We start from the raw sequence: 24,375 nt of genomic DNA, 5'->3' as shown, positions 1-24,375 counted from the left end.
TATATTTGTGATATTTTAAACATGTGATTTTTTAGTCATTAGGTATTTGATAAATTGAATTAAATAATACAAAATCACTAATTTTGTATTTTTACATATAAACTAACTTTTACTATAGATTTTCAGTATGTCCGGATATTCAAAAAAATAAATATTTATAACAATTCTCTGGAAAATCCTATTAATTAGTTTTCATATTTCCTTTACTTATTTCTCATGAAGTTTATATATTTCTGTTATTTTTCTTGAAAAATTATAGTAACCTAAATTTTAGTGAGTACATTACTTGCGATCTACCATCTAGCTAAAAATCGCTATTTTTCAGCTATGTACCACAACTCCACAATTTCGCTGTCAGTTCTTGAATGTGTCACTCAAAATCTTCCAGAGTGACTATTTATCCCCACACAACACTAGAACCCGTTTGCAGTAGTTATGAAGAGATTCCCTTGTGCTGAGCCAGTCGCCTCTGCTCACTACACACCATTATGGCGTCAATTATCAGCTAACTCATCTTTGGTCGCACCTGACCTTTATTGTCGCCCATACAGAAAAGTTCTACAATCACAAATCTAAGTAATATATTGAACTGATTGAATGCTGAGTTTTAAACTATACTTTTTAAAAATGAAGTTCACCTCAAGAATAAACTTCTGATAAAAGTTACCTCCAGCAAGTTGCTCAGGTTTTTCTTTCCTCAATTATTACTTGTAATTTTAAACTCAAAAATACGGATAACAGTGATATTTTTGCGACTGATGGGCGAGAGCCAATGGTCTATGCGTCCCACTTGAGTTACTGTTAGATTGGCTAGATTAGCGAAAGATACAGAAAGTCAATCTGATTTTTGACATACTATTTCCTGACAACAGTCGGGTCAATTTGCTATTGGGCAATAGCACTAACATAGATTGATTTGTATTCGTGCATATAGCTTAGCAGAGATTGGTGAATTACGAGTTGGGGGGTGTGGAATCTCTGTACTAACTAAAATGTCACCGCTATATTTATCTCAACAGTGCTTCTAATTAATATCGCTGTGAATTCCCAAAAGGAAATTCACCGATTTCGCCTGCAAATATTAATTTTATTCCAGAGCCATCCCGATGAAGACACTTCCGATTAGTAGATACAGATTTTTCCAAAAACTCCAACCCTTATCTCTATTGAAAAAAATCACGGGTAAGTCCGTTACTGGTTGTTTGCAAGTATTTAGCGCCTCAGGTTCTTGGTCAATATATGTAGACGAAGGTAAATTGATTTATGCCTGCTACTCAGAGAAAATGTTTGAGCCGCTTTACAGAAATTTACAACGCTTAAGTCAGCAAATTTCTACTCTTCCTCGCGGAATTCACGAACAACTGCGAGCGATATTTGAAACTGGCATTGAAAATCAAGCAATACCAAATCCAGATTATCTGGCTATTTGCTGGTTAGTCAATCAAAAATATATCAGTCCCTCTCAAGCCGCGATTTTGATAGAGCAATTAGCACTAGAAGTTTTGGATTCATTTTTGAGGTTAGAACAGGGAAGTTATGAATTTATTCCTGAAAGCTTTTTGGATGACATGCCAAAGTTTTGTCATCTGAATCTTCGTTTACTAGTTGAACGATGTCAATCGCCCAAAAGCAAGGGAGAGCATTTTTCCGTAAGGGTAGGAGCTAATAGCCAGACCTCAACAGTTTCCCCTGTACAACCCTCACAATTTTTGCGAAAAAATCAACCACAGCCTCAAACCAACAGTACACAAAAGTTTACCAGACCGCACAACGGCAATAAATCAGGAACAAACATTTTCAATAATACTGATAATACGAATCAGCAAGTTGTACAACCTCCGGCTGAGAAAAAAGTCTACAAAATCTTCTGTATTGATGATAGTCCTACGGTCTTAAATACTATTAAAAGTTATTTAGATGAACAAACCTTTTCTGTTGTCGGAGTCAGTGATTCTTTCAAAGCTTTAATGCAGATTATCCGCACAAAACCCGACATAATTTTCTTGGATATTTCCATGCCTAATTTAGATGGATATGAACTTTGTTCTTTGCTGCGGAAACACTCATATTTTAAAAATACACCTGTGATTATGGTGTCAGCCAAATCAGGATTAATAGATAGAGCTAAAGCCAAAATAGTTGGAGCCTCAGGCTATTTAACCAAGCCTTTTAGCCAAGGAGATTTATTAAAAGTGATATTTAAGCATATTATTTAATTTTTTTAATAGATATAACTAAATTTGATTAACATATTTTTCAGGAGACTGAAGCTTGAGTATTAACTGGGTGGCTACTATTCTAGTTGTGGAAGATTCTCGGCAAGAATTGGAATTAATTAGTTGTTATCTGAGAGATAAAGGTTATAACGTTATTAAGGCAACTAGCGCTAAAGAAGCTCTAGAAATAGTTTTAGAAGAAAAACCCGATGCCATTGTTACTGATGTTGAAATGCCGGGAATGAGTGGATTTGAATTATGTCGCGTCCTGAAAACAAATCCGACTAATCAGAAAAGACCTATTGTGATTTGTAGTAGTAAAAATCAGGCAATTCAGCACTTGTGGGCAAAGAAACAAGGTGCTGATGCCTATATAACTAAGCCGTATACGCCTGAACAGCTAGTGAGTGTAATTGAATCAGTAGAGGCGGTCGCTTCTCTACCAGACGCTAAGCGTAGCTTGCTTCCCCGTAGGGGTACGCTCCAATTCAAAATTCATTAAAGAATTTTCAAATTTTGAGTTTTAAATTTCCCAAAGGGGCTGATGGGGGGAGAAACTTGATATGAAATTTGGGATTTTGAATTATTCAATAGAAAATCCCAAATTTAAAATCCAAAATCCAAAATCTAAAATTTCTTAGGCTGCCCCAAACTCAGATTCTAAAGCTTCGTCGTTGTTATCAGCGATGGTTGCCACAATGGTGATTAACCGAGAGACTTCGCCTGGAGACAACTCTGCTAAGGTGCGTGTAGATATCACAACCACGCGATTTTCAATAATACCGAAACGGGCTTCAAAAGTACTAGAGCAGTTTAACTCCAAAAGATGGCGCATTAACTTAGGTTCATCTTTGGCAGGTAAATCTAACACCGCAGACCAAACCGTTATGGTGTCTTCATCACTTGTTCCACTGAGTTGGACAAATACTTCCACACTCCCATACTTAAATTTCCACAGATAACCGCCCTCTGACGTGTGGCTAACCATTGCACTGTCATCTTGTTCTAAGCTGTCGATGACATTTTCAATCACTTCTAGATGGTTGAGACCCGTTGTCTCGGCGATTAACTCGTTGATGGCTTCGTCACTTGTTAGGGTTTCTTGGTAGTTTGTCATACAGATTTTTTTCTCAATATACTTGCTGTTTCATCTACACATAATTTATAGCTTGTTGGCACGGTTAGTTTGAGCTTCCTTAAGTGATAGTCTGGTCATCAGTCATACCAAATCAGGTGCTTCTCAATAAATAGAGTTAAAAATATTACTTTATTTCATGCCTATGACTACACCGGAATTTTAGAAAGGGTGTAGCAGATTTACAGTCTAACGCCAAAAAGGATGTGCAAACTTATGACCTCTGTTTTTGAAACTACTCAAAATAATGATGTCCGTCAGTTGGGTATTAACCCAAATCATTGGTATGTAGTTGCACGTAGTAGCGAAGTTACAAATAAGCCTGTAGGTGTGATACTTTGGAAGCAGGCGATCGCACTTTACCGCGATACTCAAGGGCAAGTCCACGCCTTAGAAGACCGTTGTCCCCACCGCCAAGTTAAACTCAGTCATGGGCAAGTTGTTGGTAATGAATTGGAATGTGCATATCATGGTTGGCGTTTCAATTCAGCAGGTAAATGTGCAGCAGTTCCTTATTTAGCAGCAAATCAAAAACTACCAAATTGTACAATTCGTCGTTACCCAGTAAAAGAACAGGACGGTTTTATCTGGCTATTTCCTGGAAATTTAGAACCATCTGTAGAACCTCTGGGTTTACCAGAGTGGGAACATTTGAATTATATTGCTACAGTTTCAGTTATTAATTGTAACGCTCATTATTCTTATTTAATTGAAAACTTGATGGATATGTATCACGGACATTTGCATCAAGATTTACAAGCTTGGGCAGAAGCAAATTTGGAAGATATTGACGAAGATATCAACAGTGTAGATGCCCATTATACAGCACAAAGTTATTATAAAATAGATAAAATTTGGTCAATATCTCAATTATTTTTTCCTGCTTTGCGGAAATTGCATCCGGAACCATTGGATGTGAGTTATGTTTATCCGCACTGGGTTTCTACATTAGGAAAAGATTTTAAAATTTATTGTTTATTGTGTCCGGTGAATGAGACGCAGACCAAAGCTTATTTGATTCATTTCACCTCATTAAATGCCTTTTGGCGATTGCACAAATTACCTGTGTGGTTTCGGAGATTTGTCAAAGATAGTTTGTTTGGTGCAGCGCAAAAACTACTTGATGGTTTGGTAGTTCAAGATGTGCAGATGATTGAAGAAGAACAGCAAGCATATTTGCACAATTCCCAAAGGCGGAATTATGAATTGAATCGAGCATTGGTGAGCGTGCAAAGGTTGATGAAAAGTCAAGTTGAGAGGTTGGGATGATGTTTTGAACCGCAGAGGCACAGAGTACGCAGAGAGAGTTTAAGGAGTATTGCTGACTTAAGATGATAGTGTAAATTACTAGAGGTAAGTATTCATCATGGCTAAGACTCCAAAAATTGAATAAATCAAAGCGTTAATTTTTGAACTACGACTTGAAGAACTCATAAAATTGATGACACAAATTGAAGAAAGACTGGAAACTATGATAATGATGCAACTAGCTGAAACAGGATTTCAGGAGTGGAACAACCTGGAGGAGAAGATATATATAAATGACAAATGATGAGCAGGAGGGTGTGGAACTCACTCCCGGTGGATTAAAAAAACTTGGTAATCTTGTTAATATTAAGGATGAGATAATTGCTAATGCTATTCGTGAACGTGGCGGAGGACAAGCACAGGTTAATCAGTTACGTAGTGATTATCAAAATCTTAAAGTTGGTGAGTTAGCTAATTTAGCTGCTGCGGGAGATACAGACGCCGAAACTGCTATTAAAATTCTTAAGCAAGCAAGGAAAAAGCGTGATAAATATGGCAATCAATGAATTTCCTATCGGGCAACGTCTAATAGGTGTATCAACAATTAGGGATGTAGAATATGAAGGGGATGAACTTTGTTTAGATGAAGTTAATCTTTATTTGGAAGATACAGAACATAAAATTACAGTAGTAACTCTTTTACCTATTGCTGATACTGATGAAATAAAAGTAATAATAGAAGAAGCTATCAAAGAGAATAATCAAGTTTCTGCTAAGTCTTATAATTTATTACCTTCACTAGCACTGGGTGTAAAATTAATGTCGGTTTGGGTGTGTGAAAATGTTCAAGGTTATCAAGATCAGGTAATTTTTGCTTTTGAAACTTTACATCCCACCATTACTTTTCTTGCTGAGGGTTCAGTTATTAAAGTATTTATGCATGAGCAAGTATACAAGAAAGAAAACGAATACACAAAAGCAATTATAGAAGCCACTGAAGAGTTGGCAATGGAAATGAAAAATACATTGATGAATTTAAACCAGGTTCCTGAAAATTCTCCGAATCAATCAAAAATAGTTGAGTAGCGATGCTTGCGGCAAGCTTCTCTACGAGACGCTCCGCGAACGCGATCGCCCCTTCATTAACCACACATCCAAAATGCTAGAATCGCCCTAGCACAGATGCTTTCACCGGAGGCGACGTGGAAAATATAGAACTGCAAATTGACGAAAAAATCCTTGAGAAAGCACGCGCTTTAGCAAAGTCTCAGCATTGTGACTTGTAGCAATTGATTGCTTATGCAATTGAACAACTACCAGTGATTGAACCGCCAAAAGACCGTTTATTAGGATTATTCGCTGACGATCCTGACTCAGTTGATAAGATGCTAGAAGAAGTAATGAAGGATCGGGCAGCACACCCACTAAATCAACGCTTTGGACAAAGTACTTATTGACACCGATATTTTTTTTGAGATTCTCAAGGGAATTAATCAGCGTATTGCAGGAAGGACTTCTGCCTATCACGCTAACTTTGGTTACTATACCATCTGCCCTATCACAGTCTTAGAGATTGTCAAAGGCTGGCATAAGCGTCAACGGGAAGATAAAATTCAGCAGTTTTTTGTTGAAATTTATTGAGGCACAGGTATTAACACTTGAACTGACTGATGCTGAGTTGGCGGGACGCATTTATGCAGATTTGGAACGCACGGGACAACCAATAGGACTTGCTGATGCTATTATTGCAGCGATGTCTGGCGACAAGCCGCTTTGCGTCTACGCAATCCAACAAAACTTAACTTTAGTCAGCGGCAATTATCCCATTATCAGCGGATTCAAGCATTAGGCTACAACTTGAAGCTGGATAATTAGCGAATATAAATGCCCTTTTCCTGAGGACAGTGGAAAATAAAGATAAGTAAGAACGATTCTGGGCGCCATTCTCCATGAGTTATTGCCTTAATCCCCGTTGTCCGAAGCCTGAAAATTCTGGTAATGTCAATTTTTGCTTGACTTGCGGTTCTAAGCTACTTCTCAAAGAGCGATACCGTGCTATTAAACCAATTGGTCAAGGTGGTTTTGGCAGAACTTTTTTAGCTGTGGATGAAGATAAACCATCAAAACCGCGCTGTGTAATTAAGCAATTTTATCCCCAAGCCCAAGGCACTAATACTGTACAAAAAGCGGTGGAGTTATTCAACCAAGAAGCGGTACAGTTAGATGAATTGGGCAAACATCCGCAAATTCCAGAACTATTAGCATATTTTACTCAGGAAGACCGCCAATATCTCGTACAAGAATTTATTGATGGACAAAATTTAGCTCAGGAACTAGCGCATAAAGGTGCTTTTAGTGAAGCACAAATCTGGCAATTACTCAATGATTTATTACCTGTATTGCAATTTTGTCACGCTAGGCAAGTGATTCACCGCGATATTAAGCCAGAAAATATTATTTTACGTAGCGCTGATGGCAAATTAGTTTTAGTAGATTTTGGGGCTTCTAAATCTGCTACTGGTACTGCCTTAAATCGAACTGGTACTAGTATTGGTAGTCCTGAATATGTCGCCCCCGAACAGATGCGAGGTAGAGCTATTTTTGCTAGCGATATTTATAGTTTGGGTGCTACTTGTATTAACTTATTAACCAGGCGATCGCCTTTCGATTCCTATGATACAAATAATGATACTTGGATTTGGCAGAAATATTTAAAAGTTCCTGTTAGTAATCCATTAAGTCGCATTTTAAACAAGATGTTAGAAAGTATCCCAATGCGGCGTTACCAAACAGTAGATGATGTTTTAAAAGACTTAAATCAACACTCAAAACCAGCTACACCAGCCAACGCAGCAAAACTTATTCCTCAACCTCAGGCTAATTCTACACCTCCTTTGGTCACCCAATCTCCTAGTCAAATCGATTTAGAATTAGAGGAAATGAAAACACAATTTCTCGCTGGCGGTAAGCCCCAACCAAATAAAATCCAACCACCAAATTCAACACCTCAACCTTCTAACAAAAGTCAACTAGACAAAGAATTAGAAGAACTAAAAGCTAAATATCTTGGCAATAATAACCCCTAATCAAAAAAACTCTCCGCGCCTCTGCGCCTCTGCTTGAGAAGAAAAACTACTAAAACCCTCTTCTCGGCTTGCGAACTACACCTTGCCAGCGAATAGTTTGTTTAGCAGAACGTCCTCCCAATGAACGAGTTGCTATCACTTCAATTTCAACATTCACACCAGGACGTAAAGCGTCGTTAGGAATTTTGAGCTTACCCAAAGCCAGAGTAAAACGGTTGTAATCACGAGTCACAAATTCATCGGGAATATCCCCTTCGTATTCAGTTTTGTAGTCAGAAAAACCGTAGGAAGTATCTTTGGCGCGAAATTTGATGCGAAACTGAGTATTAATAGCATCAGATTTTGCTGCTAAATCAACTATTTTTAAATTTAGGTTTTGTCCTGCATCGGTGAATTCTGCAACAGCTAACCGCGTGACATCTTTTTTAGGAATGGCATAGTTAACAGTAAAAGTTGTCAGGTTAGCTTCACTTTTGCTGCTACCATCAACCCATAAATCTTCAGAAAAAGTAACTTCTACTTGTTTGCTATCAGTTAAATTTGCTGTTACTACTTCATTGGCAAAACTAGTGATGGGTTGTCTTTCTTGCCAAACTATTTGAAAAGCTTCTTCTAAACGCACCTCAAACTCTCGATAATTATCAGCGATCGCCGAACCAGGCGCAAGTAGAGAAACGGCACCTGGGCGAATATTCCATTTGTTTTTCGAGAGTTTAAATGGTTTATTTGTCAGTTCTGAAATTGCTAATTTCACAGTCGGGTTATCATCAGCCAAAGGTTCTTTGCTGTTGACAATACTCAAAGTTCCTAAGCTTCCATCCCTACCATCGCTACCATCGCTACCATCTCTTCCATCACTACCGTCACTGCATCGATAAACCTTGTTAGTACACTTGTAATTAGGAGTACCAGGAGTTCCTTCACAAGTTTGCACTTCCCATTTCCGTCGGCGACATTTACAACCGTCCGTACCACTCGCACCTCTACCGCCGCGTCCGCCTTCGCCGCCAGTGGCGCGGACAAAAATGTTTCGCAAGTCTGCCAAATTCGTGTAATAAACTGTTATCGAACCACCATTACCCCCATTTCCTCCTCTACCACCATCACCACCGCTACCGCCATCTGGTGCATCTATGTCGTGGCTGACATTATCGGGTTGGTTTCTACAGTGAGGCCGATAACCCGGTTCTCCATCTTCCCCATCTTCCCCATCTGTCCCAGACAAGTCAAGATTTACAGGCGAACCATTGACAAAAATACTCTGGTTTTGACCGCTAGAACCATCTCTACCCGAACGCCCACTGCTTCCCGTGCGTCCATCTGTGCCATAATTTCTGGCTAGTTTATAGTATTTGTCAGAGGCAAAAGCTGGACATAAAAGTGAATCAGAGGCAGGCAAAAAGTTAATAAATAAGCAAAATGTCAAAAGAAGTGGCAGCTTATTTCTAAAACCTTTGTGCATCTGGTTACACCTAAAACCTCGCTGGAATTAAGTGTATCTTATTTTTGTCATCTTTCCACAGACAGAGAACTTTCAAGTATATTTTTCAAACATCCTCTTAAAAGTCAAGCGATCGCCATTATTCTTACAATAAAAGAAAAGCGATCGCCAGGGAATGGGGGAATAATCAATGCTCCATGCCCAAATTTATTACGAATTAGGTTCTCCAACCAAGACAATTGAACACTTCAATTCCTGAATCATCTGGGTTGTGACTTGGCTAACGGCTAGTCCACCGGCTGTGCGATAACGGACGGAACGTAACACCACTAAATCAAATGCTTGAGCTTGGCGAATTACTGTTTTAGCGACATCATCACCCTTGATAGTTAGAATATTCGTATTCACCTGTAGCTGGCTTTTAGAGGCGATATCAGATAATTGAGAGACAAATTTTTCCACTAGATTTGGGCGTGTGTTGCGATCGCAAACGTGTAATAATACAACTTCTGCCTGATTTACATCAGCCAAAATCTGGGCAAAACGTAAAGCACCTATGGTTTGGCGAGTTAAATCTCCAACTGGTACAAGAATTTTTTGAATTGTCTTGGGACTGCTCAAAAGGCGTGTAACTGCAACCGGACAATGAGAAGACCAGAAGACGCTATCAATTACATTACCAAATAAGCGGGCGCGTAAACCTGTTGTCCGCGACCAACCCATCACCACCAAATTAGCGTTTTGTTCTCGGCTAGTGCGGCTAATTGCTAAAGCTATATCATCATCAATCCGATTTGCAGGTGAAACTTCTACATCAAATTCTTCACTGATTTCTCTAGCTAAATTCAATCTTTGCCGACTTTGTTCAAGTCCTGTTACTAATTGCGGATCGTCCATTTGAATATGCGCTTTAGTAATAGCTAATGGCACAATTCTTCCAGATTCATGACTAGCTAGCAGTGCTGCCATTTCTATCAGATATCGCTGGGTTTGAGGGTTGTATATTGGCACTACAACAGTGAATGAATCTTGTTTTTTTTCTGTTAATTCCTCTTCACTACCTCCCCACCAAGTAGCCAGACTATCTGTTTCAAAATCTGTCTCTTGCAGTTGTAATGAGGAAGCAAATCTGGCTGTGATTACCGGGCCTAATATTGCAGTCACCAGCATCAGGACAATCACGCTGTTTAACACGCCTTCATTGATTAGCCGTTCGCCCGCAGGGTTTAGGCTTTGATAAGCTACCAAAGTTGCTGCTAGTGTAGCTGCTACCTGTGGCAGTGATAATGACCACATTGTTAGCAATTCTGCCGTATTATAGCGATACAACAGTTTAGCTAAGAACGCTGCGATAAATTTGCTGCCAATCAAAGCTGCTACAATTGCCACAGTCAGCCAAACTGAACTGAGAGTTTTAATAAATGCCGGAATATTAATCAATAATCCCATGTCTACAAAGAAACAAGGGATAAACAAAACACTGCCAATAAATTCAATTTTTTCTTTGACTGGGCTACGTCCCAGAACATCGTTGACAGCTAAACCTGCTAAAAACGCACCGACAATTTTTTCAACTCCAATGATCTGCGCTCCCACAGATGCCAAAAATAATGCTAGTAATATAAACAAAAACTGGTTACTTTGTTCGTCTCCCGAACGGCGAAAAAATTCTTTTCCTGCCCAATCAAAGCCAAACAGAACAACGACAGAGTAAATTGCTAACCCACCTAACAACATTGCCAAACTCAAGGCGGAAAATTCTCCCCCATGAATTCCCACACAAATTGCTAATACTAGCAAAGCGCCTGTGTCAGTAAAAATTGTAGCGCCAATCGTCACAGTTACAGCTTCATTTGTTACCACACCCAGACGGCTCACAATTGGATATGCTAAGAGAGTATGGGAAGCTAATAAAGAACCAATTAATACCGAAGAATTCCAACTAAAATTGAATAAACGTCCGACAATAATTCCAGCAATTAGTGGAACTAAGAATGTGAGTGTTCCAAACCCGATTGAGCGATTTCTAGTTTTCTTGAACTGCTCTAAGTCAATTTCTAGGCCTGCTACGAACATCAAATAAAGTTTACCGATATCTGAAAGTAGCTTAATAGTTTCAGACTCCGGGTTTAATAACTTTAGCCCATTTTGTCCTAGTATTATGCCTGCAAGCAACAATCCTACTAAGCCAGGGAGTCGCAAACGCTCAAATACAGGGGGTATAGTAAAGATTACTATCAGGAGAATAGTAAATGCAATGATAGGGCTGTTTAGTAGCGAACTTTCTGGCATTTGTAATAAATAAACCTAAATTGTAAGTGTGCTATTTAGAAAGGAGAATTAATTGAAAATTTTCCCAGGCTTAAGCTTTATCGATCGCTAGCAATTAAATCTTTAACAGCATAATTGTTGCCTGGCGATCGCAATTCTATCTTCAGAAGGGTTTATTGAGATCCACAGATAGAAATATATATGGTTTTTGAAATTGCAAATATTATAAATATTTCAATAACCGTAAATACTAATCATGATTTATAAATCATGATTTTGTAGGAAAATATAAGTTTTTCTTGAAAAGAATTGCAAGTCGTAGGTTGGGAGTAAGTTTAATGTAAAAATAATGCCAATAATTCCTACAATTACAATATTAAGTTTGTTGATTTAGTGAAAATAAACTAATACAATCAATCGTGTGATATTGTAATATCACCCTCGGTTAATTACTGATAATTAATAATTCAAAGCTCTCTGTGTCCTCGCGTCCCCGCGTTTGTAGTTTCTATAAGAATATTTGCTTATAGGCTAGCTAGATCTAGAAAAATCTGGAAAAGCGCTCTTGTGGGTTCCTATCAATGATAATTTTAAGCATTGGGAACCCCTAAAAATCAGAGTTTATGAACGCAGCCGACGATAAAACAATTGTTCGCGAGTATTTCAATTCCACAGGGTTTGACCGTTGGAGGCGGATTTACGGCGATGGCGAAGTCAACAAAGTCCAGCTGGACATCCGCAATGGACACCAGCAAACTGTGGATACAGTTCTCGAATGGCTAAAAGCTGATAATAATTTGCCACAACTATCAATCTGCGATGCTGGCTGTGGTGTGGGTAGTCTCAGCATCCCCTTGGCGGTAGATGGTGCCAAGGTGTATGCGAGCGATATTTCTGAAAAGATGGTGGAAGAAGGCAAAGATAGAGCCAAGCAAACCTTGGGAAATACAGAAAATCCTACTTTTGCCGTGCAGGATTTGGAATCGTTGAGTGGCAGTTACCATACTGTTATTTGCTTGGATGTCCTCATCCACTACCCCCAAGAAAAAGCAGATGAAATGATTTCTCACCTCTGTTCTTTAGCACAGTCGCGGATAATTCTCAGTTTTGCTCCTAAAACGTGTGCCTTAACTATACTCAAGAAGATTGGTAGTTTCTTTCCCGGGCCGAGTAAAGCCACTCGTGCATATTTGCATCGCGAGGCTGATGTGATGAAAATTTTGGAAAATAATGGGTTTTCAGTGCAACGTCAAGCGATGACTAAAACTCGCTTCTATTTTTCCCGTCTACTGGAAGCTACGCGTGCATGAGGGGGATGAGGGGGATGTTACTTCCCCATATTTTCTTTGTTTATAGCTAGAAGTAGGGTGCGTTATGGCTTCAGCCTAACGCACCGCTATACAACTGAGTTTTGGTTTTGATTTGGGCGATCGTGAAGAATTATTATTAGGACTTAGGCAAGAACTCTCTGAAATTCTTATTTCTCCGTGCCCTGTGCGTCGCGCCAGTTGCTACCCTGCGGGTTCTCCGAAGGAGTACAAGTCTCTTAACCCGCTGCTAGCGCTTGGCTTCTCTGTGGTAGCCTGCGGCAAGCCACTGACCCTCCTTCTGGTGCGTCCGCTGCGCGAACGTCGCTACCGCTTCGCTAATGCGTCTACGATTTTCCGTTACCTGTGCGTCAGTCCTGATTATGAAGGAGGCATCGCAAAGGATGTTCTGGTGATAATTCGATTTCTTATTTTAAAAATATTACATAATTACTAGGGTATGTAGCCGCTTAATAACCTTGCTTTTTTAAGCAAAATACATCAAAAAGTGCGTCATCATCGCTAAAAAACTGTCTTAGGGAGTAGATTGATATACTGGAACCTCAGAGAAAGTCAGGTTAGAATCTCTAGCAAAGTTCAAATCTGAAGTAGAACTATGAAAACTGCTGAAAAATTGGCTGCTGGTTGGCTACTGACACTAGGATTCATGTTTTTAACGCTATCAGCATCAGCAGCAATTGACAAATTTGCTACACGTAAGGTGCTCATACCAGTGAAAGATGCGTATGATTTTTCTGCGCCAAATGCCACTTATGAAAATGATAATACTGTTGCTGGTGGTCTAATTTTTGGTGTCCCTAGCTTCACACTGGGTGCCTGGTTAGCCTTGGGATTATATCGTCAAAGTCGGCAAGAGAAAAAGGCACTTAATCAACAACGTAGCGATCGCTTGCAATCACTTTTTTATGAGATGCTACAAGAAAATCATGGACGTGTGACTGTTTTAGGGTTTGCTATGCAATCACAATTACCCCCAGCCGACGCCAGACAATATTTAGATCAAAAAGCTAAAGAATTCAATGCAAATTTTAAAGTCAATGAAGAAGGGGCAGTATCATATCATTTTGATGTCTAATTGTGATTAGTCATTAGTCATTGGTCATTAGTCATTAGTTTAAAACTAATACGCCATACCCAATGCCCAATGCCCAATGCCCATCTTACAGCTAAGTCTAATGATGCAAATTTTTCTGAGCGTAGCTGCTGTTTTAGGCGGTTTGTCAGTCGCTGCTGGTGCTTTTGCTTCCCATGCATTGCGAGAGAAAATTAGTGAGCGATCGCTAGAAATTTTTGAAACTGGCGCTCGTTATCAAATGTATCATGCTCTGGCACTTTTTCTAGTAGCAATACTAATTAGTCGCAGCGAATTTCCTCAACCCACTCTCATAGCCAGTGGTTGGTTATTTATCATTGGGATTGCTATTTTCTCAGGAAGTTTGTACGCCTTGAGCTTAACTGGTATAAAGTTCTTAGGAGCAATTACACCATTAGGTGGCGTAGCTTTTCTTGCTGGTTGGGGTGCTTTAGCTTTTGCTGCTTGGAATTTGAAGTTGTAAAAAATGAGGAATTAAAAATTCAAAATCAGAATTCAGAATGGGCTACGTCCCGCTACGCTAACAGAATTGAGTAATCAAAATCAATTAGTAAGGGATAAGTGCGGAAAGTCAGAACGACAATACTTCAAGATTATTGAAATCCGCTGTAATTCATTCTGAATTCTGAATTCTTTTTCTTAAACTTATTTCCGTAATTTTACAGAAGCCAGGGATACAATAAACCAATAAACTTCATAAGTATATTACTAACTAACGACTAAAAAATTCTACATTTCTAATATCATTCAAACCTATGAAACGGCGGAACTTACTTTGGTATTCGCTATTGTTTGCTGCTGGCTGCACAACACGAATAAACTCTGCTAATAATAACTCAGAGCAATTGCCAGTAACTGCACCAAAAAATTTAAAATTTGCAGTTACAGATGTCTCTGGAATTGAAAATTTACAACGAGATTTTGGAGTTTTTCGGACTACATTAGAAGAAGTATTAGGCGTCAAAATCGAGTTTTTCCCTGTAGAAAATCCTACAGCAGCAGCACCAGCACTATTATCAAGAGAAGTAGATATTGTTTTTGCAGGGCCTTCAGAATACTTGATTTTAAATGCGAGAGCAAAGGCCATTCCGATAATTGCTATTGAGCGCAGTAACTATCATTCAATTATTGTAGTTCGTGCAGATAGCAAAATTAAATTATTACCTCAATTGAAAGGCAAAACAATTGCCATGCGAAAAATTGGCTCAACATCTGGTCATATTGCTCCTACAAAGCTATTAATAGATGCTGGATTAAATCCGCAAACTGACTTTAAAACTGTGATGCTAGATGATAAAGGAGTACAAGCCTTAAAAAAAGGTGAAGTAGATGCTTGGGCGACTGCATCTGACAGATACAAAAACATTCTGGAATCGGAAGGTTTATCTGAGAAAGATTTTTCCATAATATTTACTAGCAAATTACTTCCTAGTGATGTCTTTGTTGCTAGTAATCAGTTACCATCTAACTTTATAGAAGATATGCGATCGCGCATGGTTAACAATCAAGATAAACTGATTAAAAGTTTAGTAAGTGCTAAAGCAAATCGCAAGTATCAAGGAAGTAAATTTATTACAGCAAACGATACTGATTATAATATGATCCGAGAAGTTTATCAAAAAATTGGACAAGGAAATTTCCTTTAATAGCATGGTCTATAAATGAATGATAGCTGGTACAAAACGCTATTTTATAAAAGTTTTATTCTATTTAGCCACTTAACTGATAACTGGAATATCGCCAAAAAGATTAGTTATGGTTATACTGTGGCAGGCAGTATTACTTTTATAGGTACAATAAGTGGTTTATTAATTGCATATCATTATGAAACACTTGCTCAGCAACAATTGAATTTATCTGAGCAACAACAATCTCTTTTAAAAGATTTAGAAAATAAAATAACCAAAGTCAGGCTACACCCTCAAAGATTAGTTACTGTATGGGAAAATTCTATTTGGCTAGAATTTGAAAAAAACAGATTTCTAGATGAAATGAGCCAAGTTAATCAAAAGTTATCTCAGCTAGAAACTTTTATAAAGACCGATACTCATGATTCAAGAATTAACAATCAAAATCTGTTTAATTTATTACAAAAATATCAAAAAAATACAAAAATATATACTCAAGTAGTAAAAAGTTTTTGGCAAAATCTTGACCAAAATGAATCATTAAAAAAAGTTGGACAAGAAGAACTGCTAGCTTTTTTCAAAAAAGAAATTAATATTTCTATTGAATTTGAGAAACTATCCGATGAATTAATTTCGATTATCGGCTATGCTGAAACTCAAAAAAAACTAGCAATTGCTAGTTTTGATAATGCTCAAAAACTGCGAATTAAAATTATTGTTGGAAGTATGCTATTATCAGCAGCGATCGCAGTTATATTAGCACTATATACTAGTACATTAATCGCTCGTCCCTTACAAACAGTTACTAACGTTGCCAGAAAAATTACTCAAGAATCAAATTTTCAACTCCGAGCTAATATCACAAGCAACGATGAAGTAGGGATATTAGCTACTTCTCTGAATCAACTAGTCGAATGGGTGGGAGATTACACCAAAGAACTACAACTAGCTCGTCAAAATTTAGAACATCGGGTAGAAGAACGAACCCAAGAACTAGAACTAGCTCGTCAAAGTTTAGAACATCGGGTAGAAGAACGAACCCAAGAACTTCAAAAAATACTGCAAGATTTAAAAGAAACTCAAGGTCAATTAATTCAAAGCGAAAAAATGTCTTCTCTTGGGCAAATGGTAGCAGGTATAGCCCATGAAATTAATAATCCTGTAAACTTTATTTATGGTAATATCCAATGTGTATCTGACTATACTCAAGATTTATTTAGCCTCGTGAGTTTATATCAGGAACAATATTCAGATTCAAGCTGTGTAATTGAAGAAAGAATTCGAGAAATTGATTTAAATTTTATTAATCAAGATTTACCACTTGTACTTTCTTCAATGAAAATAGGTGCTGAGCGTATCCGAAAAATCGTCTTGTGTTTGCGTAACTTTTCGCGATTAGATGAATCTGAGATGAAAGAGGTAGATATTCATCAAGGAATTGACAATACATTATTAATTTTGAATCACAGATTTCAGCCAGAAATTGAAGTCATTAAAAACTATGGAAATTTACCCTTAATTGAGTGTTATCCAGCACAATTAAACCAGGTATTTCTAAACATTTTAACTAATGCGATCGATGCTGTGTTAGATGAAAAAAATTATTCAAGTAAAAATAAACAAATTATTATATATACATTAAAAATAGATGATACTTACATTAAAATAGGAATCAAAGATAGCGGCTATGGAATTTCAGCAGAAATCAAAAATAAACTATTCGATCCTTTTTTCACAACCAAAGCAGTTGGTCAAGGTACTGGATTAGGTTTAAGTGTTTGCTATCAGATAGTTGACAAACACAAAGGTAAAATAGAAGTCATCTCAGAATTAGAAAAAGGGGCAGAGTTTATAATTGTCTTACCTATGAAGACACAAAAAATTAGTCCTGCTACTGGATGACTAAGAGAGGATTAAATATTGAAAATTACCAAAATTCAGCCATAATTAGAATCCGGTGATGGAAAGCCATATAAATGAAAACCACTGATAGTTGCAAATCAAAGCGGACAAGGCTGTCGTCCAATAATTGTTATAATAGACTTTATAATATTCATATATATTTTATTATGTTAAAATAACTCAGCATCTTTGAGACATTCTCTACAAATAAAGGCTTTCAGCTTTGCAATATATCTTATTTGGTGGTTCACTGAAATATTTCAACAAAGCTGGACATAGCCAACCTTCCAAATTGTTTTTATTCCAGTAATACCAATGACCGTTATACTCCGACCTCAACCAAATTAGTTCAGCGTGATAACCAGGAAATGGATTTGCAGAAAATAAAAGTTTAAAACCTTCATCAACATTAGCAATCCCCTCAACCAAAATATCGATCATTTCGGGTATACCACTGACAAATGGTTCTTGGATTAGTTCCATTCGCTCATCATCAAATACCCATGTTTGGTTATGTTTATATGGGAAAATTACCATCATTGAATTATTCATCAGTTATTGATTATTGGTAATTACTCTTTTTATTCAGTCAGTCTATCTACTTAAATTTCACTCGTGAAGTTCAAAGTTAAGGGTAAGCAAGATCGCTAACAATAATAGCGCAAATTTAGCCAACAACTAGCTAATTTTTAGTAAAAAAGCTTAATTCTATAAAGCTATTAGGAGCAAATACTTTAATCATGTGCCGTTTACTTGCCTACCTCGGTTCACCTATTTGCCTGGAAGATATTCTGTATAAGCCAGAACATTCATTAATAGTCCAGAGTCATAAACCTCGTGAAATGGCCTCTGGGTTAGTAAATGCAGATGGCTTTGGTGTCGGTTGGTATCATAGCCAAAAAGATATCGAACCTTTTACCTACAAAAATACCCTGCCTATTTGGAATGACATTAACCTACCGAGTCTCAGCCGTTATATTGAATCAAACTGTGTCCTTGGTTATGTCCGGAGTGCGACATCAGACCAAGGGGTAGATTTTGCTAATTGTCAGCCATTTAATTATCAACAATTACTATTCATTCACAATGGAGGAATTGAGAATTTTCGCAAAACATTATACAGAAAAATCCGCAGTACTTTAGCTCAGGATTTTTATGAAATAATTAATGGTAGTACTGACTCCGAACACATTTTTGCATTGTTACTTTCCCACAATCAAATTAATAAACATCGACCTCTAGAATATGCTTTACGCAGCACATTATTAACGCTCTTAGAGATGGCAAAACGCTATCAAGTACAAGCCTCTCTCAATATCATCTTGAGTGACGGAAATCGTCTCATAGCCTCTCGCTTTGCTACCAATTCACCAGTGCCATCTCTTTACTGGATACGAAACGATCCGACTTTCCCAAAATCCGTCATTATTGCATCCGAGCCTCTATTTAAAGGTAATTGGATTGCTTGTCCAGAAAATAGCATCATTAGTGTGGGAGCAGACTGTGAGATGCAAATACAACAAATATAGCTTTAGTTTCAGAGGATATTTGAAAAATCGCTTTGTTAACTTTGACTGTTGACTGAGAATTTATTTTCCTTGTCCTCTTATATCTCTCATCTCCCCCTATTCCCTATTTACTTCTTATTCAATAAGACAAAATCATAATTAGTCCCAGAAGAACAACGCTCACAACGCTCAATTCTGACTAAAAAAGCTTCTCCTTGACGCTTACCTGAAGGAGAAAACATAATATTTCCTGTAGCTCCAGAAGTTGAAAAATTAGGATTAGACAGTACTTTTTGCAAGCCTTCGCGGGTGTTATCTTTTTCCAAACCAGCGATAATTACTTGCATTGCATCATAAGCTCCCGCTGTTCTCTGATTTACCTGTGCCTTCCAAAGACCAAGAGCATTTTCCGCAAATGGGTTATTCTTATTAACATCACGATGCCAATACACAGGTACTACCATTCCTTCAACATCCCTGCCATTTTCTAAAGTTTTTCCACTATACATAGTTTCGGAACCAAACAGTGGTTTTCTGCCTTTAATCTCTTGTGCAACTTTAGTAGCATAACTTATACTTCTGAGTGAAGGTATTAGTAAAAAACCATTGGCGTTTTCTGTTTCTATAGCTCGATCTACAAAAGCTTTAGGGTCAAAATTTTTATCTGCTAAATTGCAAGGGGTACTAATAACTTGACTGCCATATTGTTCGATCGCTTGAGCGTACTGTTCTACAAGTACCTTACTAGATGAAGAATTGGGATTATTTCCTGAGGTACGAATATCGCCACAAATAGCAATATTTCTCCCTTGCCGAGCAATGTAACGAGCATGAGTATCTACTAAATTCTCATACAGAGGATTTATATGAAATAAGTAATTACTTTTTTGAGCATCCTGCTGGTTATTTAGTACATTTTGCTGTGTGTTTTCTGGATTTTCTGCTTGATTTGGACGTTCGAGCGGGAAGACTAACACCAAACGTTTGTCATTATAAATTGCAGCATCACGCCTCACACCAACTGCGGCTACAACGCTCTGGTCTTCAACTAATTCCTTATCTAGCTTTTCGCCATCTTCTCGATTTTCGACACTTGCGATCGCAATTTGTAATTTTTTACCATTAATTCCGCCTCGTTCGTTAACTTCATTTTGAGCTTGAGCTACACCACGCAAAAGTTCTTCTGCTAAATTCTGATCTAAGTTAACTGGCGCGATAACAGCAACTTTTAGGCTGTCTGAATTATCTCGCGCAATTTTAGCATTGTTTAAATAAATTAAAGTTTCTGGATCGTTGGGATTATTTTTCAACGATACGGTAAATTTTTCCACAGCAGTGCTGAAATTTTTTTCACTAAAAGCTTTAACTCCATCTGTTTTTTCTGGGTATGTTTGTACTTTTACTAAAATCCTCGTACCCAAATTTATTAATGAAGGTTTATTTGATAATTCTATAGATGAAGGTTGCCCAGTATTTGGTGATATCAGAGTAGAAGAAAGTTTGCTAATTAACCAAAAAAGAATTGCTACCATTACTCCAGCCAGTCCCAAAGAAAGAAGTAGCTTCAAGTTTTCTTTTTTATTTGTCATAAATAATTTCCCAAAATATACAAAGTTTATCCAAAATCAGCTTATATTAAAAATATTTAGAAATAAATTTGTTTATTATTTCCCACACGCCTACAATAATAACTGTCAAAAAACCTGCAAGCACAACTAACAACATCACAAGCAATAGTCCATTTATCCCAAATTTTATAAGATTTGGAGTTAGTAAATTTTTGAAACTCAAAACAAGAAGTAAATTTGTGATGATAGCAATGATAATTAAAGAAGCTTTTTCCACAAGGGAACGAGATTGAATAAATACTAATCCTGCTAAAATTAGCAACCACAATCCTGAGCTAATCCAAGTGGTTCCGAGAAAACTGATTAAAGCGATCGCCAATAACGAACTACCACTTCCAGTAATTATCGCTCCCGACAATAATTGATTATTAGAAAATAGTCGTAAATATCCAGAACCAACTGCTTTTTGTTCAACTTGTGGTTGTGTTTCTAATAGTTCAGAATGTGAAATTACTGTAGGAGGTAATGTATTTCTTAATCTTGGTAACTTATTCAAATCTTGTAATACAGCCTGTGCAGACTGATAACGCTGTTCGTGATTTTCTCGAATTAATTTATCAATAATTAACTCTAATTGATGACTTATGGGTTGTTTTAAATACTGTCGCCAGCTAGAAGTCCAACTATAGCCTTGTTTCATCCAGAAACTTGACGGAGAAATATTAGTTAGCAGATGAAAGCAAGTGATTCCTAAACTGTAGAGATCGCTGGAAGGAAAGACTTTACCTAATTGCATTTGCTCAATGGGTGCATAGCCCAATGAACCAATAATTGTCCCTATTGCAGTGTTTGTAGCTTCCGTCCTTTGCTTTGACACCCCAAAATCAATTAGCACTAATTTATTATCATTTTGACGACGTACAATATTTTCTGGCTTCAGATCTCGGTGAATAATCTCTTGCTCGTGTACGGCTACCAGCACAGATAATAGATCGTGCAAAAAATCTCGAATTTTAGCTTCATCAAAAACTCCGTACTGTTTTAATTCTTGCAACAGATTTTGTCCTTCAATAAACTGCTGCACTAAATATAGATATTCGCCTTCCTTAAAATATGCATACAAATTGGGAATTTGCAGATGTTCCCCTAGTTCTTTGAGGCGTTTGGCCTCTCTTTCAAACAACTCAGTTGCTTTTTTATGTGCGCCAGTACCTTGAGAGCCATAAAATTGACTTAAAACCAACTGCTTAACAACACATTGTTCATTGAGCTTGTCTATATCTTCTGCCACATATGTGCGTGCAAACCCCCCTCTCCCTAACAATCCAACAATCCGATAACGATTTCTCAGCAGGGGTATCAACTTTGCCCCGCAACTGAGACAGAAATTTGTCCCATCAGGATTTTGAGGATTTTCGCAATTAGGATTCAGGCAGCAGATCATAATAATTATCTTATCGCTGTCATTTTATTAATTTTTAAAATATACCTTAAATTCAGTAGATACTTTGTACTGAAACGTTTCTACATGGATTACAAACGAGGGGCACAGGCGTAGCCCGTCGTAGCGGCGGCTTTTGCCGTAGACGCTTTGCGGCAAGCCGCAGGTATTCTGATAGCGCAGCGTTAGCGACGCAGGAGCATCACTTTTCAAGCCAGACATCACACTCTTGCAAACTAACTCGATATGTAATTAACAGCACAATTAATGGTCTTTTGTTAACAACAGTCCCATAAATTAATCCTTCGCTTTCTTGAATCAACCCGAATTCTCATCAGTGATATCACCTCTTAAAAACATCGAGAATGGGGGAAATGGGGAGAATTCCTAACTCTTGACTCAACAGTTAACAGTTAACAGCGAACAATACAGGTAACATCAGCTTTTTTTCATCCCCCGAACGCCGCAATTACCCCACACTCGCCATTGTAGTCTTGATAAAAGTCTCCGCAATTGTGACGATTACGCTAGAATTATTAAAGGTTCTTTACAGAATTTGCCGATCGCCCCCAATTCTGTTAGAAAAGCCTAGCATTCAAATGTAAATCTATAAACCCCTTCTAAAGTTCACCCAAAGCTTCTATGACGCTCCCAATTCGCAACGTCGCAATTATCGCCCACGTTGACCACGGCAAAACCACCCTGGTTGATGCACTCCTCAAACAGTCCGGCATTTTCCGTGAAGGTGAAGACGTTCCGGATTGCGTCATGGACTCCAACGCCCTCGAACGGGAACGGGGAATCACAATTCTCTCCAAAAACACAGCGGTTCGTTACAAAGACACACTAATCAATATTGTTGATACACCCGGACACGCCGACTTTGGCGGTGAAGTAGAACGAGTACTCGGCATGGTTGACGGATGTCTTCTAATTGTCGATGCTAACGAAGGCCCCATGCCCCAAACGCGCTTTGTACTCAAAAAAGCCTTGGAAAAAGGGCTACGCCCCATCGTTGTGATCAACAAAATCGACCGTGCCAAAGCCGATCCACACGTCGCAGTTGATAAAGTATTGGATCTGTTCTTAGAATTAGGCGCAGATGAAGACCAGTGTGATTTTACCTATCTGTTTGCCTCCGGTATGGGAGGTTATGCCAAAGAAAGCATGGAAGCAGAATCGGTAGATATGCAACCACTGTTTAATGCGATTTTGCAACACGTTCCACCACCAGTAGGCGACATCAACAAGCCGCTGCAATTGCAAGTCACAACCCTAGATTATTCTGAATACCTCGGACGAATTGTCATTGGCAGAATTCACAACGGCACTATCCGTGCTGGACAGCAAGCGGCTTTGATAACAGAAAATGGCACAATTGTCAAGTCCAAAATCAGTAAATTGATGGGCTTTGAAGGCTTGAAGCGGGTGGAAATGGAAGAAGCCACCGCTGGTTATATTGTTGCCGTGGCTGGTTTCGCTGATGCTTACATTGGGGAAACAATTACTGACCCCAATGAACCGCAAGCTTTACCACTAATTAAAGTGGATGAACCAACCTTGCAAATGACCTTCTGGGTGAACGATTCACCTTTTGCGGGTCAAGAAGGCAAGTTGGTAACATCAAGACAAGTGCGCGATCGCCTATTCCGCGAACTTGAAACCAACGTTGCTTTGCGGGTTGAAGAAACCGATTCTCCCGATAAATTCCTAGTTTCCGGTCGTGGTGAACTCCACCTGGGTATCTTAATTGAAACCATGCGCCGCGAAGGCTTCGAGTTTCAGGTATCTCAGCCACAGGTAATTTACCGCGAAGTCAACGGCCAACCTTGCGAACCTTACGAACTCTTGGTGTTAGACGTACCTACTGATGCGGTAGGTAGCTGTATCGAACGCCTGGGACAACGCAAAGGCGAAATGCAAGATATGCAACCGGGTAGTGGCGATCGTACTCAGTTAGAGTTTGTCATTCCCGCCCGTGGTTTGATTGGCTTCCGCGGTGAATTCATGCGGATGACTCGCGGCGAAGGCATCATGAACCACAGCTTCCTTGACTACCGTCAACTCAGTGGCGACATTGAAGCCCGTAACAAAGGCGTTTTAATCTCCTTTGAAGAAGGCGTTTCTACCTTCTACGCCATGAAGAACGCCGAAGATAGAGGAGCATTCTTTATCACTCCCGGCACCAAAGTTTACAGAGGTATGATTGTCGGCGAACACAATCGTCCTCAAGACTTGGAATTGAATGTCTGCAAAACCAAGCAGTTAACCAACCACCGTGCATCTGGTGGCGATGAACTCGTGCAGTTGCAAGCACCAATAGACATGAGTCTAGAGCGTGCTTTGGAATACATTGGCCCAGATGAATTGGTGGAAGTTACACCTAAATCAATTCGTCTGCGGAAGATGGCGAAGAAGTTAGCGAAACGCTAAGTTAAGTTTAGTGACTTAATTCATTTCAAAAGCCCGTGTCAGCGGGCTTTTGATTTTGTGGTAACAGAAATAAATAT

Annotated in this window: 23 protein-coding genes; 17 read left to right on the top strand and 6 right to left on the bottom strand. The window is 38.4% G+C overall.

The genetic code is table 11. The features are described from left to right. The first annotated feature begins 1,106 nt into the window (after nucleotides 1-1,106). The gene (locus tag H6H03_RS10275) at nucleotides 1,107-2,216 is read left to right on the top strand and encodes a response regulator (protein ID WP_190955039.1); all 1,110 of its coding nucleotides are present in this window, start codon (nucleotides 1,107-1,109) and stop codon (nucleotides 2,214-2,216) included. A gap of 55 nt (nucleotides 2,217-2,271) precedes the next feature. Then, nucleotides 2,272-2,718, top strand: coding sequence for a response regulator (locus tag H6H03_RS10270; RefSeq protein WP_190955038.1), 447 nt, complete (start codon nucleotides 2,272-2,274; stop codon nucleotides 2,716-2,718). 135 nt (nucleotides 2,719-2,853) lie between these two features. On the opposite strand, the gene H6H03_RS10265 is transcribed toward H6H03_RS10270, so the two are convergent. After that, the gene (locus H6H03_RS10265) at nucleotides 2,854-3,333 is read right to left on the bottom strand and encodes a YbjN domain-containing protein (RefSeq protein ID WP_190955037.1); all 480 of its coding nucleotides are present in this window, start codon (nucleotides 3,331-3,333) and stop codon (nucleotides 2,854-2,856) included. 234 nt (nucleotides 3,334-3,567) lie between these two features. Here H6H03_RS10265 and H6H03_RS10260 point away from each other — a divergent pair, with 234 nt between their 5' ends. The 7 genes from H6H03_RS10260 to H6H03_RS10235 all read left to right on the top strand — a co-directional run bounded on the left by H6H03_RS10260 (nucleotide 3,568) and on the right by H6H03_RS10235 (nucleotide 7,685). Further along, entirely contained in the window at nucleotides 3,568-4,620 is a 1,053-nt protein-coding gene (locus H6H03_RS10260) for an aromatic ring-hydroxylating dioxygenase subunit alpha (protein WP_190955036.1), read from the top strand. Between the two features lie 272 nt (nucleotides 4,621-4,892). Then, nucleotides 4,893-5,165 carry a hypothetical protein gene (locus H6H03_RS10255; protein ID WP_190955035.1) on the top strand — a complete coding sequence of 91 codons (273 nt, stop codon included), beginning with the start codon at nucleotides 4,893-4,895 and terminating at the stop codon, nucleotides 5,163-5,165. Further along, nucleotides 5,152-5,685, top strand: coding sequence for a DUF6334 family protein (locus H6H03_RS10250; protein WP_190955034.1), 534 nt, complete (start codon nucleotides 5,152-5,154; stop codon nucleotides 5,683-5,685). Before H6H03_RS10255 ends, H6H03_RS10250 begins: the two co-directional genes overlap by 14 nt. Nucleotides 5,686-5,888: 203 nt before the next feature. Next, nucleotides 5,889-6,056 carry a hypothetical protein gene (locus tag H6H03_RS10245; protein WP_199338897.1) on the top strand — a complete coding sequence of 56 codons (168 nt, stop codon included), beginning with the start codon at nucleotides 5,889-5,891 and terminating at the stop codon, nucleotides 6,054-6,056. After that, nucleotides 6,037-6,240, top strand: coding sequence for a hypothetical protein (locus H6H03_RS40235; protein WP_242057801.1), 204 nt, complete (start codon nucleotides 6,037-6,039; stop codon nucleotides 6,238-6,240). Before H6H03_RS10245 ends, H6H03_RS40235 begins: the two co-directional genes overlap by 20 nt. After that, on the top strand, nucleotides 6,227-6,448 hold the full coding sequence (locus tag H6H03_RS40230; protein WP_242057800.1) for a hypothetical protein: 222 nt from the start codon (nucleotides 6,227-6,229) through the stop codon (nucleotides 6,446-6,448). Before H6H03_RS40235 ends, H6H03_RS40230 begins: the two co-directional genes overlap by 14 nt. A 100-nt stretch (nucleotides 6,449-6,548) precedes the next feature. Next, on the top strand, nucleotides 6,549-7,685 hold the full coding sequence (locus H6H03_RS10235) for a serine/threonine-protein kinase (protein WP_190955033.1): 1,137 nt from the start codon (nucleotides 6,549-6,551) through the stop codon (nucleotides 7,683-7,685). A 49-nt stretch (nucleotides 7,686-7,734) separates the two neighbouring features. Here H6H03_RS10235 and H6H03_RS10230 read toward each other — a convergent pair whose 3' ends face one another. Next, complete coding sequence (locus H6H03_RS10230) at nucleotides 7,735-9,147, bottom strand: collagen-like protein (RefSeq protein WP_190955032.1); 1,413 nt, start codon at nucleotides 9,145-9,147, stop codon at nucleotides 7,735-7,737. 189 nt (nucleotides 9,148-9,336) lie between these two features. Next, on the bottom strand, nucleotides 9,337-11,418 hold the full coding sequence (locus H6H03_RS10225) for a cation:proton antiporter domain-containing protein (protein ID WP_190955031.1): 2,082 nt from the start codon (nucleotides 11,416-11,418) through the stop codon (nucleotides 9,337-9,339). A gap of 602 nt (nucleotides 11,419-12,020) precedes the next feature. Between H6H03_RS10225 and bchM the strand changes: the two genes are divergently transcribed. The 6 genes from bchM (at nucleotide 12,021) to H6H03_RS10195 (ending at nucleotide 17,348) form a co-directional block, all read left to right on the top strand. Further along, nucleotides 12,021-12,707, top strand: coding sequence for a magnesium protoporphyrin IX methyltransferase (gene bchM, locus H6H03_RS10220; protein ID WP_190955030.1), 687 nt, complete (start codon nucleotides 12,021-12,023; stop codon nucleotides 12,705-12,707). A 112-nt stretch (nucleotides 12,708-12,819) separates the two neighbouring features. Then, on the top strand, nucleotides 12,820-13,161 hold the full coding sequence (locus H6H03_RS10215) for a hypothetical protein (protein ID WP_190955029.1): 342 nt from the start codon (nucleotides 12,820-12,822) through the stop codon (nucleotides 13,159-13,161). Between the two features lie 159 nt (nucleotides 13,162-13,320). Continuing rightward, nucleotides 13,321-13,800 (top strand): hypothetical protein, encoded by a 480-nt coding sequence (locus H6H03_RS10210; protein ID WP_190955028.1) that lies wholly within the window; start codon nucleotides 13,321-13,323, stop codon nucleotides 13,798-13,800. Nucleotides 13,801-13,900: 100 nt separating this feature from the next. Beyond that, complete coding sequence (locus H6H03_RS10205) at nucleotides 13,901-14,281, top strand: DUF423 domain-containing protein (protein WP_190955027.1); 381 nt, start codon at nucleotides 13,901-13,903, stop codon at nucleotides 14,279-14,281. 292 nt (nucleotides 14,282-14,573) lie between these two features. Beyond that, nucleotides 14,574-15,464 (top strand): phosphate/phosphite/phosphonate ABC transporter substrate-binding protein, encoded by an 891-nt coding sequence (locus H6H03_RS10200; RefSeq protein WP_190955026.1) that lies wholly within the window; start codon nucleotides 14,574-14,576, stop codon nucleotides 15,462-15,464. 15 nt (nucleotides 15,465-15,479) lie between these two features. Further along, nucleotides 15,480-17,348, top strand: a complete 1,869-nt coding sequence (locus H6H03_RS10195; RefSeq protein ID WP_190955025.1) for a sensor histidine kinase — start codon at nucleotides 15,480-15,482, stop codon at nucleotides 17,346-17,348. A 201-nt stretch (nucleotides 17,349-17,549) separates the two neighbouring features. On the opposite strand, the gene H6H03_RS10190 is transcribed toward H6H03_RS10195, so the two are convergent. Continuing rightward, nucleotides 17,550-17,888, bottom strand: a complete 339-nt coding sequence (locus H6H03_RS10190) for a DUF6717 family protein (protein ID WP_313931829.1) — start codon at nucleotides 17,886-17,888, stop codon at nucleotides 17,550-17,552. 200 nt (nucleotides 17,889-18,088) lie between these two features. Between H6H03_RS10190 and egtC the strand changes: the two genes are divergently transcribed. Then, a complete protein-coding gene (egtC, locus tag H6H03_RS10185; protein WP_190955023.1) occupies nucleotides 18,089-18,877 on the top strand; it encodes an ergothioneine biosynthesis protein EgtC in 789 nt (262 codons plus the stop codon). A gap of 107 nt (nucleotides 18,878-18,984) precedes the next feature. On the opposite strand, the gene H6H03_RS10180 is transcribed toward egtC, so the two are convergent. Then, entirely contained in the window at nucleotides 18,985-20,445 is a 1,461-nt protein-coding gene (locus tag H6H03_RS10180) for an ABC transporter substrate-binding protein (protein ID WP_190955022.1), read from the bottom strand. Between the two features lie 46 nt (nucleotides 20,446-20,491). Beyond that, the gene (locus H6H03_RS10175) at nucleotides 20,492-21,868 is read right to left on the bottom strand and encodes a serine/threonine-protein kinase (RefSeq protein WP_190955021.1); all 1,377 of its coding nucleotides are present in this window, start codon (nucleotides 21,866-21,868) and stop codon (nucleotides 20,492-20,494) included. 639 nt (nucleotides 21,869-22,507) lie between these two features. On the opposite strand from H6H03_RS10175, the gene typA reads away from it, so the two are divergent. Then, nucleotides 22,508-24,298, top strand: a complete 1,791-nt coding sequence (gene typA / locus H6H03_RS10170; protein WP_190955020.1) for a translational GTPase TypA — start codon at nucleotides 22,508-22,510, stop codon at nucleotides 24,296-24,298. Nucleotides 24,299-24,375: the final 77 nt, after the last annotated feature.

The sequence above is a fragment of the Nostoc paludosum FACHB-159 genome (assembly GCF_014698835.1).
Taxonomy (GTDB): Bacteria; Cyanobacteriota; Cyanobacteriia; order Cyanobacteriales; family Nostocaceae; genus Nostoc; species Nostoc paludosum.
Note: the sequence above shows the minus strand (reverse complement) of the source record. Positions and strands in the feature narration are given on the sequence as shown.